The 16821-nt window shown below is 68.7% G+C and carries 14 protein-coding genes and 1 pseudogene; 8 read left to right on the top strand and 7 right to left on the bottom strand.

The window, feature by feature from the left end; translation table 11 throughout:
• Positions 1 to 2 precede the first annotated feature (2 nt).
• Both DTPSY_RS17335 and DTPSY_RS17330 read right to left on the bottom strand, forming a co-directional pair.
• The gene (locus DTPSY_RS17335; protein ID WP_015914668.1) at positions 3 to 863 is read right to left on the bottom strand and encodes a branched-chain amino acid ABC transporter permease; all 861 of its coding nucleotides are present in this window, start codon (positions 861 to 863) and stop codon (positions 3 to 5) included.
• Between the two features lie 83 nt (positions 864 to 946).
• Positions 947 to 2152 (bottom strand): ABC transporter substrate-binding protein, encoded by a 1206-nt coding sequence (locus tag DTPSY_RS17330; RefSeq protein ID WP_015914667.1) that lies wholly within the window; start codon positions 2150 to 2152, stop codon positions 947 to 949.
• 246 nt (positions 2153 to 2398) lie between these two features.
• Between DTPSY_RS17330 and DTPSY_RS17325 the strand changes: the two genes are divergently transcribed.
• Positions 2399 to 3271 (top strand): FadR/GntR family transcriptional regulator, encoded by an 873-nt coding sequence (locus DTPSY_RS17325; RefSeq protein ID WP_041839103.1) that lies wholly within the window; start codon positions 2399 to 2401, stop codon positions 3269 to 3271.
• A 103-nt stretch (positions 3272 to 3374) separates the two neighbouring features.
• Here DTPSY_RS17325 and DTPSY_RS17320 read toward each other — a convergent pair whose 3' ends face one another.
• Both DTPSY_RS17320 and aptA read right to left on the bottom strand, forming a co-directional pair.
• Complete coding sequence (locus DTPSY_RS17320; protein ID WP_015914665.1) at positions 3375 to 4892, bottom strand: CoA-acylating methylmalonate-semialdehyde dehydrogenase; 1518 nt, start codon at positions 4890 to 4892, stop codon at positions 3375 to 3377.
• A gap of 67 nt (positions 4893 to 4959) precedes the next feature.
• Entirely contained in the window at positions 4960 to 6318 is a 1359-nt protein-coding gene (aptA, locus tag DTPSY_RS17315) for an omega-aminotransferase AptA (RefSeq protein WP_015914664.1), read from the bottom strand.
• An 86-nt stretch (positions 6319 to 6404) separates the two neighbouring features.
• Between aptA and DTPSY_RS17310 the strand changes: the two genes are divergently transcribed.
• Both DTPSY_RS17310 and DTPSY_RS17305 read left to right on the top strand, forming a co-directional pair.
• Complete coding sequence (locus tag DTPSY_RS17310; RefSeq protein WP_015914663.1) at positions 6405 to 7349, top strand: LysR family transcriptional regulator; 945 nt, start codon at positions 6405 to 6407, stop codon at positions 7347 to 7349.
• 82 nt (positions 7350 to 7431) lie between these two features.
• Positions 7432 to 7734, top strand: a complete 303-nt coding sequence (locus DTPSY_RS17305) for a flagellar basal body protein (RefSeq protein WP_187148590.1) — start codon at positions 7432 to 7434, stop codon at positions 7732 to 7734.
• Positions 7735 to 7753: 19 nt separating this feature from the next.
• Here DTPSY_RS17305 and DTPSY_RS17300 read toward each other — a convergent pair whose 3' ends face one another.
• From DTPSY_RS17300 to DTPSY_RS17290, 3 genes are all read right to left on the bottom strand, one after another.
• Positions 7754 to 8977, bottom strand: a complete 1224-nt coding sequence (locus tag DTPSY_RS17300; RefSeq protein ID WP_015914661.1) for a DUF5666 domain-containing protein — start codon at positions 8975 to 8977, stop codon at positions 7754 to 7756.
• 2 nt (positions 8978 to 8979) lie between these two features.
• Positions 8980 to 9834 (bottom strand): DUF6502 family protein, encoded by an 855-nt coding sequence (locus tag DTPSY_RS17295; protein WP_015914660.1) that lies wholly within the window; start codon positions 9832 to 9834, stop codon positions 8980 to 8982.
• A gap of 97 nt (positions 9835 to 9931) precedes the next feature.
• Complete coding sequence (locus tag DTPSY_RS17290; RefSeq protein WP_015914659.1) at positions 9932 to 10192, bottom strand: DUF2061 domain-containing protein; 261 nt, start codon at positions 10190 to 10192, stop codon at positions 9932 to 9934.
• Between the two features lie 159 nt (positions 10193 to 10351).
• Between DTPSY_RS17290 and DTPSY_RS17285 the strand changes: the two genes are divergently transcribed.
• From DTPSY_RS17285 to DTPSY_RS17265, 5 genes and pseudogenes are all read left to right on the top strand, one after another.
• Positions 10352 to 11413, top strand: a complete 1062-nt coding sequence (locus DTPSY_RS17285; RefSeq protein ID WP_015914658.1) for an SPFH domain-containing protein — start codon at positions 10352 to 10354, stop codon at positions 11411 to 11413.
• Between the two features lie 82 nt (positions 11414 to 11495).
• Positions 11496 to 12992, top strand: a complete 1497-nt coding sequence (locus tag DTPSY_RS17280) for a DUF4178 domain-containing protein (protein WP_015914657.1) — start codon at positions 11496 to 11498, stop codon at positions 12990 to 12992.
• 49 nt (positions 12993 to 13041) lie between these two features.
• Positions 13042 to 13263, top strand: a complete 222-nt coding sequence (locus tag DTPSY_RS17275) for a DUF350 domain-containing protein (protein ID WP_015914656.1) — start codon at positions 13042 to 13044, stop codon at positions 13261 to 13263.
• A 157-nt stretch (positions 13264 to 13420) separates the two neighbouring features.
• Positions 13421 to 14953 (top strand): polyamine aminopropyltransferase, encoded by a 1533-nt coding sequence (locus DTPSY_RS17270; protein ID WP_015914655.1) that lies wholly within the window; start codon positions 13421 to 13423, stop codon positions 14951 to 14953.
• Positions 14954 to 15022: 69 nt separating this feature from the next.
• Positions 15023 to 16776, top strand: a pseudogene (locus DTPSY_RS17265) (FAD-dependent oxidoreductase).
• The last annotated feature ends 45 nt before the right edge of the window (positions 16777 to 16821 follow it).

Genomic DNA, 16821 nt, shown 5'->3' with positions numbered 1-16821 from the left:
GTTCATCCTTTGCGGCCCAGCAGGCCGTGGGGGCGCAGCAGCAGCACGGCAGCCATGGCCACGTAGATCATGAGGCGAGCACCCTCGGGCCACAGCGTGCTCATCACGCTCTGCACGATGCCGATGAGCAGGCCGCCCACGAGCGCGCCGCCGAAGCTGCCCAACCCGCCCACGACCACGATCACGAAGGCCACGCCCAGCGCCTCGATGCCCATGAACGGCTCGGCGCCGCGGATCGGCGCCGCGAGCACGCCCGCCAGGGCCGCCGTGGCCGCGCCCAGCGCGAACACCAGGCTGAAGATGCGCAGCACGTTCAGGCCGAGCAGCGAGACCATCTCGGTCGACTCGCTGCCGGCGCGCACCGCGCTGCCCAGGCGCGTGCCTTCGAGCACCCACCACAGCAGTACCGCGAGCACGGCGGTGAAGCCGATCACGAACAACCGGTACTTCGGATAGACGAAGCTGCCCCACATCACCACACCCTGCAGCAGGTCGGGGACGGCCACGCTGTCGCCCAGCGGCCCCCATTGCAGGATCACGAGTTCCTGCACCACGAGCGCGAGGCCCACGGTGATGATGATGTGGAACTCATGGGCCTTGGCGTACACATGGCGCAGCATGAGCTTCTCGGTGAACCAGCCGATCGCGCCCACGGCCAGCGGCACCACGACCAGGGCGATCCAGAAGCTCAGGCCCCAGCGTGTCATCTGGTAGCAGAAATACGCGCCCAGCAGGTAGAAGGCTCCGTGCGCGAAGTTCACGAAGCGCAGCAGGCCGAACACGATCGACAGGCCTACGGCCAACAGGAAATACAGCATGCCGATGCCGATCCCGTTGATGGTCTGTAGCAGGTAGATGCTCATACTCGACTATCAAATAAATAGCTGCTAGCGCTTGCTGGTCAAGCGCTAGGCGGTCTTTTGGCTTGAGGCCCGGGGGCGGGCGGTCAGGCCAGCTTGCAGCCGGTGCGGTCGATGGGCAGGAAGGACTTGCCGGAACTGACCACGTCCACGTAGTCGTCCTTGTTCTTCATCTTGGCCTTGGCCTTGCCCTTGAGCAGGTAGTAGTTCTTGAGCACCTGGTGGTCGGCCTTGCGCACTTCCTCCTCGCCCGTGAGGCCCTGGTACTTCATGCCCTCCAGGGCTGCCACCACGGCCTTCTGGTCCACCGTGCCGGCCTTGAGGATGGCGTCGAGGAGCAGCTTGGTGCAGATGTACGAACCCGCCAGGCTGTAGTTGGGGTTGGACTTGAACGCGGCCTGGGTGCGCTTGACCAGGTCCTGGTTGAGCGGCGTGTCCACCGTGTGCCAGTACTGCGCGCCGAAGTACACGCCATCGCACAGATCGGCGCCCAGCGATTCGAACTGCTCCAGGCCCGAGGCCCAGGCGATCAGGATGGTCATGTTCTTGTGCATGCCAAAGCTGATGGCCTGGCGCAGCGCGTCGGACGACTGGGCGCCGAAGTTCAGCAGCAGCAGCACGTCGGGCTTGGCGGCCATGGCGTTGGTGAGGTAGCCGCTGAACTCCTTCTCGGTCAGCGAGTGGTAGCTGTTGCCCACGTGCTCGATGCCCTTTTCCTTGAAGATGTTCTTGGCAGCGGTCAGCAGGCCGTCGCCGAACACGTACTGCGGCGTGATGGTGTACCAGCGCTTGGCTTTCGGGTGCGCGTCGAGCAAGGGGCGCACGGTCTGCTCGATGGCGCCGAAGGTCGGTACCGACCAGCGGAACGTGGCGCCATTGCAGTCGGAGCCGGTGAGCTCGTCGGCCCCTGCGGTCGTGATGAAGATGCCGCCGGCCTTCTCGGCTTCCTTGCCCATGGCCAGCGCTTCGGACGACAGGATGCCGCCTGCGAAGAAGCGCGCGCCCTTTTGCTGAGCCGCCTCCTGCACCTTGCGCACCGCGGTGGCGGGCTTGCCTTCGGTATCGAGCAGCGTGTAGGCCAGCGGCCGGTCCAGGGCCTTGCCGTACTGCTCGATGGCGAGCTTCATTCCCAGGTCCGCGAACTTGCCGTTCGCGGCGAATGCGCCCGACATGGGCACGGGGCAGCCAAACTGGATCGCGTCCTTGGACTGTGCCCAGGCGCTGGCGCCCAAGCCCAGGGAGGCGGGCAGCGCGCCGAATGCGGAAAGTTGCAGGAGGTGACGTCGTTGCATAGGGGACTCCGTGGTGAGGCTGAAGAACAGTGGGTGGTACGGGTCTCAGAGCACGATGCATGCCAAATTTGTCGGAATGCGTGCACGCTCCTTAATTCATATTTATAGTGACAAATAAAATGAATATGACGCGTACAAACCCTAGACGCTTCCGGCATGCCCCTGGGCGGTGCATACTGCACCACGACAGCGAACACCGGGGTGGCGGTGGTGGTACCGGACTATCCCGAGGAAAGACAACAAGCCATGGCAACACAGAAGCCCGCTCCCCTGGCGATCAAGCAGCTCAAGCGCTCCGATCTCGTGGCCCAGGAGATCAAGCGGCTGATTACCGAGAAGAACCTGAGTCCCGGTGACCGCCTGCCGCGCGAGATCGAGCTGCAGGCGCAGTTCCAGGTCAGCAAGGGCACCATCCGCGAGGCGCTCAAGTCGCTGGAGGTGCAGGGCCTCGTCACCATTTCCACGGGCCCCTCGGGCGGCGGCACCATCGTCGAAGTGCCTCTGGACCGCACCTTGCAGTTCATGCAGAACTACCTGTTCTTCCAGGAAGTGACCATCGACGACATCTATGCCGTGCGCCAGCAGCTCGAGCCCATGCTGGCGGCCGGCGCCGTGCCGCACCTGACGGAGGCCGACTTCGAGGCGCTGGAGCACAGCATCGCCTGCTGCGACCCCACCCAGAGCCAGGAGGACCTGGTGAGCCAGCGGCGCGAAGACGTGAACTTCCACGACATCCTCGCTGCGGCCAACCCCAATCCGTTCCTGCGCTTCACCTGCGAGCTGATCAACGAGATGATTCGCCAGCTCATCGTGTTTGGCAATCGCACGCCGCAAGCCGAGCACCGGCGTTTTGGTGAGGCCAACGCGCAGTTCCACCGCGCCATCGTGCAGGCCGCACGCGCGCGCGACGTGGAGAAGGTGCGCACGCTCATGCAGAGCCACATGCAGGATGCGGCGAGCAGCGTCAAGCGCATGAAGGGCCGCATCCAGGGACGCCTGATCCTCGACGCAGACACGCTGCGGCGTCCGCGTGCGGCGCCTGCCGTGTCCACGGCAGCCACGGCCGCCGCAGGGGCCAAGCGTCCGCGCAGGCGCGCCGCCGGCGTGGGAGCGGAATAGGCCGGCCAGGCCGCCTCCCTCACAAAAGACAAAGCCCCTGCGGCCGCAAGGCCCAGGGGCTTTTCGCAAACGGCGCGGGGCGGGGCCGCCCCGGCCGCCCGGATCAGCGGCTGCTCGGGAAGCTGAACACCGCCCCCTCGCGCACGCCGGCCGAGGGCCAGCGCTGGGTGATCGTCTTGCGCTTGGTGTAGAAGCGCACGGCGTCCGGCCCGTAGGCGTGCAGGTCGCCGAACAGGCTGCGCTTCCAGCCGCCGAACGAGTGGTACGCCACCGGCACGGGCAGCGGCACGTTCACGCCCACCATGCCGACCTGGATGTGGTCGGTGAAGTAGCGCGCGGCTTCGCCGTCGCGCGTGAAGATGCAGGTGCCGTTGCCGTATTCGTGGTCGTTGATGAGCTGCATGGCTTCCTGCAGCGTCTTCACGCGCACCACGCCGAGCACGGGGCCGAAGATTTCTTCCTGGTAGATCTTCATGCCGGGCTTGACGTTGTCAAACAGGCAGGCGCCCAGGAAGTAGCCTTCCTCGTGGCCCGCCACTTGCACGCCACGGCCGTCCACCACCAGCGTGGCGCCCTCCTGCACGCCGCTGTCCACATAGGCCTTCACCTTTTCAAAGTGCGGCTTGGTCACCAGCGGGCCCATGTCGTTGCTGTTGTCGGTGCCGGGGCCGACCCTCATCTTGGCGATCTCGGCCTTCAGGCCCGCAATCACGGCGTCGCCCACTTCGTCGCCCACGGCCACCAGCAGCGGGATCGCCATGCAGCGTTCGCCGCACGATCCATAAGCGGCACCCATCAGCGCGCTCACGGCGTTGTCCACGTCCGCGTCGGGCATGAGCACCGCATGGTTCTTGGCGCCGCCCAGGGCCTGCACGCGCTTGCCGTGCTTGCAGCCTTCGGCGTAGATGTACTCGGCGATGGGGGTGGAGCCCACAAAGCTCACGGCTTTCACGCGCGGGTCTTGCAGCAGCGTATCGACGGCCAGCTTGTCGCCGTTGACCACGTTCAGCACGCCGGGCGGCAGGCCCGCCTCCAGCGCCAGCTGGGCGATGAACAGCGTGCTGCTGGGGTCGCGCTCGGACGGCTTGAGCACGAAGGTGTTGCCGCAGGCCACGGCCATGGGCCACATCCACAGCGGCACCATGGCCGGGAAGTTGAACGGCGTGATGCCGGCCGTGACGCCCAGCGCCTGGAACTCGCTCCAGCTGTCGATGCCGGGGCCCACGTTGCGGCTGTGCTCGCCCTTGAGCAGCTCGGGCGCGTAGCTCGCGTACTCCACGTTCTCGATGCCGCGCTGCAGCTCGCCGTGGGCATCCGCCAGCACCTTGCCGTGTTCGGCGGTGATCATCGCGGCGATCTTGTCGGCGTTTTCTTCGAGCAGTACTTTCAGCTTGGCTAAAACGCGGGCGCGCTTGAGCGGCGGCGTGTTGCGCCAGGCGGGGAAGGCGGCCTCGGCAGAGGCAATGGCGGCTTCCACCGTGGCCTGGCTGGCCAGCGCCACGCTGGTGGTCGATTGGCCGGTGGCAGGGTTGAACACGGGCTGCGTGCGCTCGGTGTCGGCAACGAGCTTGCCATCGATCAGGTGGCCGACGGTGGTGGTGACGTTCTTGTCGTGGTGCATGATGTTCTAAGCTAAAACGGTCTCTAGCGCTTATCCATCAAGCGCTAACAGCTATCAAAACAGGAGTTCAAACGGTTTCGTGCAGGGCATCGCCCAGGGCGCTGACCAGGCGGTCGATCTCGGCCTGGGTGCTGATGAACGGGGGCGCGAGCTGGATGGTGTCGCCACCGTAGCGCACGTAGAAGCCCTTCTCCCAGCACTTCATGGCGATCTCGTAGGGGCGCTTGGCGGGCTCGCCGGGCAGGGCGGCAATGGTGATGCCGGCGGCCAGGCTGTAGTTGCGGATGTCGGCCACGTGCTTGGCGCCTTTCAGGCCGTGCACGGCGTTCTCGAAGTAGGGCGCCAGCGCCTTCACGCGGCCGGGCATGTCTTCTTTTTGCAGGATGTCGAGCACCGCGTTGCCCGCCGCGCAGGCCACGGGGTGGGCCGAGTAGGTGTAGCCGTGCGGGAACTCCAGCATGTACTCGGGGCCGCCCTGCGCCATGAAGGTGTCGTAGATCTCCTTGGTGGCGATCACGCCGCCCAGGGGCTGGGCGCCGTTGGTCACCTGCTTGGCGAAGTTCAGGATGTCGGGCGTCACGCCGAAGGCCTCCGCCCCGGTCCAGGTGCCGCAGCGGCCAAAGCCGGTGATGACCTCGTCAAAAATCAGCAGGATGTTGTTCTGCGTGCAGATCTCGCGGATGCGCTCCAGGTAGCCCTTCGGGGGAATCACCACGCCGGCCGAGCCCGAGAAGGGCTCGACGATCACCGCAGCGATGTTGCTCGCGTCGTGCAGCGCGATCACGTCGAGCAGCTTGTCAGCCAACGCGCGGCCGCCGTCCTCGGCCATGCCCTTCTGGAAGGTGCCGGCCGGCGGCTGGGTGTGGGGAATGTGGTCCGCCTCCACGCCCTGGCCGAACAGCTTGCGGTTGCCCACGATACCGCCGACCGAGATACCACCGTAGTTCACGCCGTGGTAGCCCTTCTCGCGGCCGATCAGGCGCGTCTTGGTGCCCTGGCCCTTGGCGCGCCAGTAGGCCCGCGCCATCTTGAGCGAGGTGTCGGCCGACTCGGAGCCGGAGCCGGTAAAAAACACATAGTCCAGCCCGGCGGGCGTCAGTTCCTTGAGCTTGTTGGCCAGCGCGAACGACGCGGGGTGGCCGAACTGGAAGGCCGGCGCGTAGTCCAGCGTGGCGGCGGCGCGGCCGATGGCCTGGGCCACCTCCGTGCGGCCGTGGCCCAGGCCCGAGCACCACAGGCCCGAGAGGCCGTCAAAAATCTTGCGCCCTTCGGCGTCGGTGTAGTAGGCGCCCTGGCCGCTCACGATCATGCGCGGCTGGGCCTTGAAGTTGCGGTTGCCGGTGAAGGGCATCCAGTGGGCTTCCAGCCAGGCGGCGTCGGTGCGTACGGCGGCTGCGGGGTTGGGGTCGATGACGGCGAAGCTCATGGCGATCTCCTGAAGGGAATGCGCGCATTGTTGGTCACGGTAATAATCCGTTGAAGCAACAAATATCCACATTCACTTAGCAATCCATGCAAGTAAAAAACGCCCGCCGTCCGCGTGCCGTGCTGGGGCAGCTATCCGACATGGACCTGCGCCTGCTGCAGGTGTTCAAGGCCGTGGTCGAGTGCGGCGGCATGGCCGCGGCCGAGCTGGAGCTGAACATCGGCACCAGCACCGTGAGCCGCCATGTGAAGGACCTGGAGACGCGCCTGGGCCTGACGCTGTGCCGGCGCGGGCGCGCGGGCTTTGCGCTCACGCCCGAGGGGCAGCGGGTCTATGAGGAGACGCTGCGCCTGCTGGCCTCGGTGCGTGGCTTTCTGGGCAGCATCGACGACATCCACGACCGCATGGGCGGACAACTCGCCGTGGCGGTGTTCGACAAGACGGCGAGCAACCCGGCCGCGCGCATCGGCCAGGCGATCGCCGCGTTCACCGGCCAGGCGCCGCACGTGCAGCTGCAGCTGCACGTGGGCTCGATCAACGCCATCGAGCGCGGGGTGATCGACGGGAGCTTCCAGGTGGGCGTCATCCCCGCGCACCGCAGCTCGCAGAGCCTGGTCTATACCGACCTGTTCGGCGAGACCATGCTGCTCTACTGCGGCGCGGGCCATGCGCTGTTCGATGCGCCCCACGGCGCGCTGGACTGGGACGCCGTGCGCGCATACCCCTTCGCGGGCCTGGGCTACCACTCGCCCAACATGGAGCTGAGCCACGAGGCGCGCCTGACGCGCAGCGCCACGGGGTTCGACCAGGAATCGATCGCCACGCTGGTGCTGTCGGGGCGCTTCCTGGGCTTTCTGCCCGACCACTACGCCGAGGGCTTCGAGCGCCAGGGGCGCATGCGTGCCGTGCGGCCCGACCTGTTCCGCTACGACTGCCGCTTCGTGAGCCTGGTGCGCCGCTCGCCCGAGCCCAGCCGCGCGGCGCAGCTGTTCGGGCGCTGTCTGCTGGATGCGCACCAAAACGGGCTCTAGCGCTTTCCAGTAAAGCGCTTGCAGCTATGAAAAACAAAGCGCCATTCAAGTGCCCGCGTGAATGGCCGATACCATCGGAACCATGACCGCGCTCGCTTCCATCGCCCGATCCGGCCTCCAGGCCGCGCAGCTGCGCCTGGGCACCAGCGCGCACAACGTCGCCAACCTGAACACGCCGGGCTTCACGCGCCAGGTGGTGGACCAGCAGGCCGCGCCCGCCCAGGGTGGCGTGCAGGCGCGGACGGGGCGGTCCGGGCAGCCCGGCGTCGCCCTGGAGGCCGAGGCCGTGGAGCAGATGGCGGCCACCTACGCCTTCAAGGCCAGCCTGCTGGTGCTGCGCACGGCCGACGAAATGGCCGGTGCGCTGCTCGACGTGCGCGCCTGACGGCGGCGCTCGCACCGGCTCAGTCGTCGAACTTCACCTCGGAGGCCAGCAGCGTCGCGCCGTCGGGCGAGAGCCGGCCCTTGACCTCCACCTTCACGCCCACGGCGAGCTGGGCGGGCGTGCCGCCCTCGAAGCGCGTGGCTGCGTCGTAGCCGACCGTCACGCCGCGCAGCACGAAGGTGTTCGCGGCAGGGGCCACGCTGGCGATGCGGCCCTCGATCTCGATGCCGTCGCTCTCGCCGTCGTCGTCCTCCAGCTCTACCTCGCGCGCGATGAGCACGCCGCCTTCGAGCACGCCCTCGACCTCCACGCGCCGGCCCAGCGCCAGGCCCGCGGGCAGGCGGGTCGCGCCGCTGGCGTCCACGTCCACGCCGTTCACGGCGAAGCGCGCGCTGCTCGTGAACGCGGTGATGTAGCCCTCCAGCTCGGCGTTCACGCGGCCCGTGGCGGGCAGGCTGCCCGCGCTGGTGGGCGTGGCCTGCAGGCGGGTGGCGGCCCAGACGCCGGCGGCATCGGGCACGGTGTGCAGTTCCACGCGGGCGTACTGGCCGTTGGCAAGGCCCGCCGGCGGCGTACCCAGGCCCGCGTAGGAGATGACGGCGGCGCCGATGCGGAAGGTGCGCGCGGCGGTGTCCAGGCCGCTCACCGGGCCGCGCAGCTTGTAGCGGCGGGCATCGTCCTCGTCGTCGATGCGGGTGGCGGTGTACTGGCCCGCGGCGTTCATCAGGCCGTAGATCTCCACCATCTGCCCCACGCGCAGGCTGGCGAGGCCGCCGCGCAGGTCGTCGTCGAACACGGTGGCGGGGGTGACGCGCACCTGCTGGCCCAGCACGGCGAGGGTGCCGGCGGCGGGGTCGATGGCGCTGATGGGGCCTTCGATCTCGCTGCGCACGCCGATGGTGCTGGCCACGGCGCGGCGCTGGCCGGTGGCGGGGTCGGTGGCGATGTCGCCGCCGTTCACCTCGACCACCATGCCCAGGCGCAGGTCGGCGCTGCTGGCGGCGGCGCCCGCGTCGGTGGCGATGCGGGCGGCGCTCTCGTCGTAGCGCACGCCGCCCACGATGATGGAGCCGAAGCCGTGGATCGGCCCGCTGGCGAACGAGCCGGTGCCGCCGCTGCCCACGCCGGCCATGCTGTCGCCGCCGCCCCCTCCGCAGCCGAACAGGGCCAGCGCGGCCGATGCGGCGCCACCGGCGAGCAGGCGGCGGCGGGTGGGGGACGTGGCGGGGGAGGTAGGTTGCATGGTCATGCTCCGTGAGGGGGTTGATGGATGGGGGGCTGCGCCATGGGTTCGGCGTAGGAATAGAAGCCGATGCGCACGCGCTGGTCCTGCGGCCGGGCGGCGGCCTTGTCGTCGGCGATGTGCCGCTCCAGCAGGGGCACGAGGCGGCCGAACAGCTCGGCCCACTGCGCGGCGATCACCGGACGCAGGGCGCGCACCGATTCCTGCGACAGCTCGTCGGCGTAGACGGCCTGCTCGAAGTGCGCGTCGCCGCTGCCGCCGAGCACGTTGTCCACGGCCGCATGCAGGTGGTCGCCCACGTTGTCGGCCAGCAGGGCCAGCATGCGCGTGAAGTCGGCGCAGGGCACGAAGGCGTTGCGCTGCAGGGCCACGGTGTCGTCCGCGGCGTCCCATTCGGCCAGGCCCAGGCGGCACAGCTCGTCGAGCAGGGTGCGCGGGTGCACGTCGCGGGTCACGGACTGGGCCAGCGCCTCGAAGCTGGGGGCGGCGCCCTGGCGCGGCAGGCGGCGGGGCTGGCCGCCGTGGCAGCAGGCGGGGTCGGTCATCCAGCGCGCGAAGACCTCGCCGGCCAGCCAGCGCCGGGGCGCGGGCCCGGCCTCGGCGCCGTCGGCGGCGCGGGCCTGCAGGAGCCGGCCGGCCTCGCGCCGGCTCAGGCCGGTGGCGGTGCTCACGCGGCTCACCAGGCCGTGCGCGGGCGCGTCGGCATGCAGGCGGCGCGCTTCTTCGACCAGGGCGGCCTGCAGCAGTTCGTCCAGTGCGGGATAGGGCAGTCCGCGCGAGAGGGCCAGCCGCGCCAGCGGCCGCAGGAGCTGCCCGAAGGCGGAGAGCAGGGCGGTCTGATCCGGGGTGTGGGACATGGTGTGACAGGGCGGGCCTGCGGCCCGGCAAAACCATCGATGTCCCGGATTCTAGTGCAAATGTGCAAAATGCACATTTGCACCGTGCGCGGGCCGGCTACGGCACGGGCACGGGCTCCGCCCGCGGATGCGCTGCGTCGCTGCGCCTGCGCAGCGCGCGCTCCCACGCCTTCTCGTGGAAGAAGAAAGCCACAGCCTGCACCGTGGGCTCCAGCAGGCTGAGGGTGAGCGACGCAATCAGATTGCCCGTGACGGCATACGCCACCAGGGCGGCCACGCAGATGTGGATCACGTAATAGCTGCCGGTCTTGGCCAGCGTGGGCAGGTTATGGCGGGCGGCGATGCGGATGCGGGACATGGTGCTCTCCTGTAGCGGCATGTGGAGAATGCTAGTCATTCGCATTTGGTTTGGCCAATTGTTCCTGGCTAAGTTGCAGATAGAAACTGTCGAATCGCCGCGGATATGATGGCCGCTCTCTTTTTTCAACCTCTCAACCGACCCGAACGGGAGCACCGCATGGCCCTCATGGACTTCATCAAGAAACAGTTCATCGACATCCTCGAGTGGACCGAGGACGGCGATGGCACACTCGCCTGGCGCTTCCCCATGGAGGGGATGGAAATCCAGAACGGCGGCACGCTGGTGGTGCGCGAGTCGCAGATGGCGGTGTTCGTCAACGAAGGCCAGGTGGCCGACGTGTTCGGCCCCGGCACCTACAAGCTGACCACGCAGACGCTGCCGGTGCTGACCTACCTGAAGAACTGGGACAAGCTGTTCCAGTCGCCGTTCAAGAGCGACGTGTACTTCTTCAGCACGCGCCAGCAGGTGGACCAGAAGTGGGGCACGCCCCAGCCCATCACCATCCGCGACAAGGACTTCGGCGCGGTGCGCCTGCGCGCCTTCGGCAACTATGCGTACCGCATCGCGGACCCGAAGCTGTTCCACACCGAGATCTCGGGCACGCGCGAGTCCTACTCCTCGGCGGACCTGGAGGGCCAGCTGCGCGGCCTGGTGCTGCAGAACATCAGCAACGCGATTGCCGGCAGCGGCCTGCCGTTCCTGGACCTGGCGGCCAACCAGGTGATGTTTGCCGAGGCGCTGGCCAAGGAACTGCAGCCCGCGTTCGCCAAGATCGGTCTGAAGCTCGAATCGATGACGGTGCAGAACGTCTCGCTGCCCGAAGAGCTGCAGAAGATCCTCGACCAGAAGATCGGCATGGGCATGGTCGGCAACGACATGGGCAAGTTCATGCAGTACCAGACGGCGCAGGCCATCCCGAAGTTCGCCGAAGGCGCGGCGGGTGGTGGAAACGGTGGCGGCAGCGTGGCGGGCGATGCCATGGGCCTGGGCGCCGGCGTGGCGCTGGGCCAGGTGCTGGCGCAGAACCTGCAACAGGGCCTGCAGGGCGGCGCTGCGCCATCGGCCCCGCAGGCCGCGCCTGCCGCCGCGCCGGTGGGTGTGCGGCCCGAGGAAGTGATGGCCACGCTGGAGAAGCTGGGCGAGCTCAAGTCCAAGGGCATCCTCACGCAGGAGGAGTTCGACGCGAAGAAGGCGGAGCTGCTGAAGAAGCTCATCTGACGCGCGTACACTCTCTTTTTAGTAGCTGCCAGCGCTTGCCACACAAGCGCTGGAGGCCAAAAACACCTTAGATCCACGACGCATGGCCGACAGCGGCACCCAGCGGACCTACCGCGCGCCCTGCCCGGGCTGCGGCGCGCCGGTCGAATTCAAGAGCGCGCAATCCACCCATGCCATCTGCGCCTACTGCCACAGCACCGTGGTGCGCAGCGGCGAGGTGCTGCAGCGCCTGGGCCGCATGGCCGAGGTCTTCGACGACCACAGCCCGCTGCAGCTCATGGCCAGCGGACGCATCGCGCTGGACGGCCAGACGCTGCCTTTCACGCTGATCGGCCGCCTGCAATACCAGGGCGAGGAAGGCCGCTGGACCGAGTGGGTTGCCTTCTTGCAGGACGGCAGCACCGCCACGCTCAGCGAGGACAACGGCGCCTATGTCTTCACCCGCCCGGCCACGCTGGGGCGGGAATTGCCCGAAGCCGAGCGCTTTCGCGTCGGCATGACCACGGCCGTGGCCGGCCAGCCGTTCAGCGTGGCGGCCAATGTGCGCGCACAACTCGTCGCGGCCGAGGGCGAGGTGCCGAAGCTGCCGCCGCTGGGCACGCCGTTCCAGGTGGTGGAGCTGCGCTCGGCCGACGGCGAGGTGCTCTCCATCGACTACGGCACCCAGCCGCCCCAGGTGCAGCGCGGCCGGGCGGTGCGGCTGGAGGATCTGCAGTTCCAGGGCCTGAAGGACGAGTCCGCCAAGGAGGAAAAGGGCCGCCAGTTCAGTTGCCCCCATTGCGGCGCGCCGGTGCAGGTGCAGCTGTCCAGCACCAAAAGCTGTACCTGCCCGTCGTGCCACAGCCTGATCGACTTGAGCGCGGGTTTGGGTGGCGAGCTGCGCCACGCCGCACAGTACGAACCGGTGCAGCCGCTGATCCCGCTGGGCAGCGTGGGCCAGTTCGAGGGCGCGCCATGGCAGGTGGTGGGCTTTCAGCACCGCACGGGCGTGGAGCCCGGGGATGACGAGCACTTCGGCTGGGAGGAATACCTGCTGTACCACCGCCAGCGGGGCTTCCTGTTCCTGGTGGACGCCAGCGATGGCTGGAGCCTGGTGCGCCCCGCCACTGGCGCGCCGCAGCACAAGCCGGGCGCGCCCACCGCCACCTACCTGGGCACGCAGTACCGCCTGACCTCCACCTACCAGGCCGAGACCAACTATGTGGCGGGCGAGTTCTACTGGCCCGTGGAGCGCGGCCAAAAGACCAGCAACAGCGACTTTGCCGCCGTGAACGGCAAGGGCCTGCTGTCGCGCGAGCAGTCGCGCAGCGAGGTCACCTGGTCGCACGGCCAGCGCATGGACTCCAGCGCCGTCGCCCAGGCCTTCAAGCTGGGCGACAAGGCGGCGCTTTTCCGCCGCCAGGACGCGGGGCCCGTTGCCGCGGGCTCTGGCATCGGCTGCGGCACGGTGATCGTGATCCTCATCGTGCTGATCATTCTGCTGGTGCTCATGAGCAACTGCTCGGGCTCTTCAGGCGGGTACTACCGCAGCTCGGGCGGCTCGTTCGGTGGCTACAGCACGGGCGGCGGCCACAAGTGACGACTTTTGTGACACCTTCTTCTCTCAACCCTTCCAAGGAGCAAACGCCATGATGGGAATCGAATGGCTTCGGCCCGCGGCCTTCCTCGGGTCCATCCTCTACGCGCTGATCGGCGTGGTCATCTTCTGGCTGTGCTTCTGGCTGATCGACAAGATCACGCCCACCGACCTGTGGGCCGAGATCGTGGAAAAGCAGAACCGCGCCCTGGCGATGGTGGTGGCCGCCATGTGCTTAGGCATCAGCATCATCGTGGCGGCGGCGATCCATTGAAACACCCCCTTGAGCGGTTGCGCCGCTTCCCCCCGCTCGCGCATCGCTGCGCGATACGGGCAGGGGGACGACGCCAGCGCGGCGGGGCGGCGCAGCCGGCCCAGGCCCTCGCGCGGCGTCTGCTGGCGCCGGTCACGCCCACGGCTCGCGCACTCCCATGAAGGACACCAGCACCTCCGCCCCGCGCCCCATCGACGTCGCCCTGCTGGCCAGCGTGTTCGTGATCGCCGCTTGCGGGCTGCTGTACGAGCTGGCGGCCGGGGCGCTGGCGTCGTATGTGCTGGGCGACTCGGTGCTGCAGTTCTCCACCGTCATCGGCACCTATCTGTTCGCCATGGGCGTGGGCTCGTGGCTGTCGCGTTACTTCGAGCGGCAGCTGCCCGCGCATTTCCTGCGCATCGAGCTGCTGGTGGCGCTCATCGGGGGTGCTCTGCCGGCTGTGCTGTTCCTGGCCAATGCCTATGTGCCCAGCGCGTTCCGCGTGCTGCTGTACGGCATGGTGCTGCTGGTGGGCACGCTGGTGGGCTTGGAGATCCCGCTGGTCATGCGCATCTTGAAGCGCAACGTGCAGCTCAAGGACCTGGTCTCGCAGGTGCTCACCTTCGACTACCTGGGCGCGCTGGCCGTGTCGATGGCGTTTCCGCTGCTGCTGGTGCCGCAGTTGGGGCTGGTGCGCACGGGGCTGCTGTTCGGCTTCATGAACGCGGCCGTGGCCGTGTGGGCGCTGTGGCTGTTCCGGCATGAGCTGCGGCGCTTTGGCGCGCACGCGCTGGCCTGTGCGCTGGTGCTGGCGGCCCTGCTGGCGGGGCTGCTGGGGGCCGAGCACATCACCCGCTTCGCCGAGGACAAGTTCTACCAGGACCGCATCGTGCTCAGCAGCGCCTCGCCCTACCAGCGCATCGTGGTCACGCACGGGCGCGCGGGGCATCGCCTGTACCTGAACGGCAACCTGCAGTTCGCCGAGCGCGACGAATACCGCTACCACGAGGCCCTGGTGCACCCCGTGATGGCCGCGCACGGTCATCCGAAGCGCGTGGCGGTGCTCGGCGGCGGCGACGGCATGGCCGTGCGCGAGGTGCTCAAGTACCCCTCGGTGGAGTCGGTCACGCTGGTGGAGCTGGACCCGGCGATGACGCAGCTCTTCGGCAGCCACCCCACGCTGCGGCAGCTGAACGGCGATGCGTTGGCGTCACGCAAGCTCACCATCGTCAACACCGATGCCTTCCAGTGGCTGCAGCAGGGGGATGACACGTATGACGTGATCGTGGTGGACTTTCCCGACCCCACCAACTTCGCCATCGGCAAGCTCTACACCAACAGCTTCTACGCCCTGCTGGACCAGCGCCTGGCGGCCAGCGGCTACGCGGTGGTGCAGACGACCTCGCCGCTGGTGGCGCGCAGGAGCTTCTGGACGGTGGTCACGACCATCGAGTCCGTGGGCCTGCAGGCGCGGCCCTACCACGCGCATGTGCCGAGCTTTGGCGAGTGGGGCTTCGTCATCGCCAGCCGCCGCCCCTGGCGCGTGCCGGCCGAGCTGCCCGCGGGGCTGCGCTTCCTGGACGCGGCCGCGCTGCCCCTGCTGTTCGACTTCCCGCGGGACATGGCGCGCGTGCCCGCCGAGGTCAACCGCCTGTCCAACCAAGTGCTGGTGCACACCTACGAACAGGAGTGGGGCCAGGTCGCCCACTGATCCCTGGGCCGATGCTGCGGGACGACCCCGCACCCTGCCGGCGGTGTCTGACGAACCCGGCCGGGGCCGATGCCGTACAGTGGGCGGCCCATGTCCCACCCCGCCCACACTCCTTTCTCTCCCCGCCGGCGCCAGTTGCTGCAGGCCGGCGCCGCCCTGGCCGCGGGGCTCGGCCTGTCCGGCTGCGACAAGCCTGCGCCGGCCGACGTGCTGGGCGGTTACACCGGCATCGACATGGCGCGCGGCCATGCGCTGCGCGACCGGCTGGCCGAGGGCGCGCCCTACACGCCCGACATCGTGCGCCGCACCCAGGTGGTGATCGCCGGTGGCGGCGTGGCCGGGCTGGCGGCCGCACGCGCGCTGCGCTTGGCGGGTGTGGATGATTTCCAGTGCCTGGAGATGGAGGACCAGCCCGGCGGCAACAGCCGCGCCGGCAGCGTGAACGGCATTGCCTGCCCGCTGGGCGCGCATTACCTGCCCGTGCCCGGCGAGCATGCGCGTGAGGTGCAGGACCTGCTGGAAGAGCTGGGCCTGCGCCAGCGCGTGGCCGGCCGCTGGCGGTATGACGAACGCCACCTGAGTCACAGCCCCGCAGGAGCGCCTCTACTTCCAGGGCCACTGGCAGGAGGGCCTGCTGCCCGTCGCCGGGGTGGGGGAGTCCACGCTGGCGCAGTACCGGCGCTTTGCCGAGCAGGTGGCCGCGCTTTCGCGCGGCGTGCGCTTCACTATGCCGGTGCTCAAGAGTTGGGCGCCCAATAAGCCGTTGGCGCCCGCCCATCAAGCGCTGGATGCTATGACTTTCGATGCGTGGCTGGCGCAGCAGGGCCTGGACGACGCCCACCTGCGCTGGTACCTGGACTACTGCTGCCGCGACGACTATGGCGCCGGCACGGCGCGCGTCTCGGCCTGGGCGGGCATCCACTATTTCGCCAGCCGCCACGGCTTCCATGCCCCGGGCCTGGAGGCCGATGCCGGCGATGAGCGCGAGGGCGTGCTCACCTGGCCCGAGGGCAACGGCTGGCTCACCCAGCGCCTGGCCGCGCCGCTGGTGCAGGGCGGTCAGTTGCGCACCGGCGCCAGCGTGCTGCGCATCGCCGAGACGCGCCGCGGCGTGGAGGTGGATGTGTACCTGCATGCCACCGACAGCATCGAGCGCTGGCAGGCGCGCCGCTGCATCGTGGCGCTGCCGGTGTACGTCGCCGCGCGCGTGGTGCAGCCTGCGCCGGACTTCCTTGCCCAGGCCGCGCGCCGCCTGCAGTGGGCGCCGTGGCTGGTGGCCAATATCCATGTGAGCGCGCCGCTGGCCGACCGCGAGGGCGCCGCGCCCGCGTGGGACAACGTGCTCTACGCCGACCCCGTGCCCGGCGGGCTGGGTTACGTGCATGCCGGCCACCAGCGCCTGGACCCGCGCGCCGCCGCCAGCGGCCCCACGGTGCTCACCTACTACCAGGCGCTGGGCGACGTGCCGGGCGCCCGCCAGCAGCTGGCAGAGCAACCCTGGACGCACTGGCGCAGCGCCATTCTGGCGGCCCTAGTCGTACCCCACCCGGACCTGCCCGAGCGCGCCACGCGCATGGAGATCACACGCTATGGCCATGCCATGTCCATCCCCGTACCGGGCATGCAGGCATTTTTGAGCCAAATCGGCCTCTCGCGCTTGTCTGGGCAAGCGCTACCAGCTATTAAATGGAGAGCGTGTTCCCGTGCCGCCCACGCCGGGCACGCAGCGCCTGCTGTTCGCGCACGCCGACTGGTCGGGCTACTCGGTGTTCGAAGAAGCCTTCACGCGCGGCCATGCGGCGGGGCTGGCGGTGCGCTGGTAGGCAAAGCACGAAGCGCTGAGCCACCGTTGCTTTGCGCACGCGCGC

Origin of the sequence: [Acidovorax] ebreus TPSY (genome assembly GCF_000022305.1) — a bacterium.
Classification (GTDB): Bacteria; Pseudomonadota; Gammaproteobacteria; order Burkholderiales; family Burkholderiaceae_C; genus Diaphorobacter; species Diaphorobacter nitroreducens.
This window is presented reverse-complemented; position numbering and strand designations above follow the sequence as displayed.

Coding starts and splice junctions, on each gene's coding strand:
- DTPSY_RS17335 (WP_015914668.1), bottom strand. CDS start 863: ATGAGCATCTACCTGCTACAGACCATCAACGGGATCGGCATCGGCATG.
- DTPSY_RS17330 (WP_015914667.1), bottom strand. CDS start 2,152: ATGCAACGACGTCACCTCCTGCAACTTTCCGCATTCGGCGCGCTGCCC.
- DTPSY_RS17325 (WP_041839103.1), top strand. CDS start 2,399: ATGGCAACACAGAAGCCCGCTCCCCTGGCGATCAAGCAGCTCAAGCGC.
- DTPSY_RS17320 (WP_015914665.1), bottom strand. CDS start 4,892: ATGCACCACGACAAGAACGTCACCACCACCGTCGGCCACCTGATCGAT.
- aptA (WP_015914664.1), bottom strand. CDS start 6,318: ATGAGCTTCGCCGTCATCGACCCCAACCCCGCAGCCGCCGTACGCACC.
- DTPSY_RS17310 (WP_015914663.1), top strand. CDS start 6,405: ATGCAAGTAAAAAACGCCCGCCGTCCGCGTGCCGTGCTGGGGCAGCTA.
- DTPSY_RS17305 (WP_187148590.1), top strand. CDS start 7,432: ATGACCGCGCTCGCTTCCATCGCCCGATCCGGCCTCCAGGCCGCGCAG.
- DTPSY_RS17300 (WP_015914661.1), bottom strand. CDS start 8,977: ATGCAACCTACCTCCCCCGCCACGTCCCCCACCCGCCGCCGCCTGCTC.
- DTPSY_RS17295 (WP_015914660.1), bottom strand. CDS start 9,834: ATGTCCCACACCCCGGATCAGACCGCCCTGCTCTCCGCCTTCGGGCAG.
- DTPSY_RS17290 (WP_015914659.1), bottom strand. CDS start 10,192: ATGTCCCGCATCCGCATCGCCGCCCGCCATAACCTGCCCACGCTGGCC.
- DTPSY_RS17285 (WP_015914658.1), top strand. CDS start 10,352: ATGGCCCTCATGGACTTCATCAAGAAACAGTTCATCGACATCCTCGAG.
- DTPSY_RS17280 (WP_015914657.1), top strand. CDS start 11,496: ATGGCCGACAGCGGCACCCAGCGGACCTACCGCGCGCCCTGCCCGGGC.
- DTPSY_RS17275 (WP_015914656.1), top strand. CDS start 13,042: ATGATGGGAATCGAATGGCTTCGGCCCGCGGCCTTCCTCGGGTCCATC.
- DTPSY_RS17270 (WP_015914655.1), top strand. CDS start 13,421: ATGAAGGACACCAGCACCTCCGCCCCGCGCCCCATCGACGTCGCCCTG.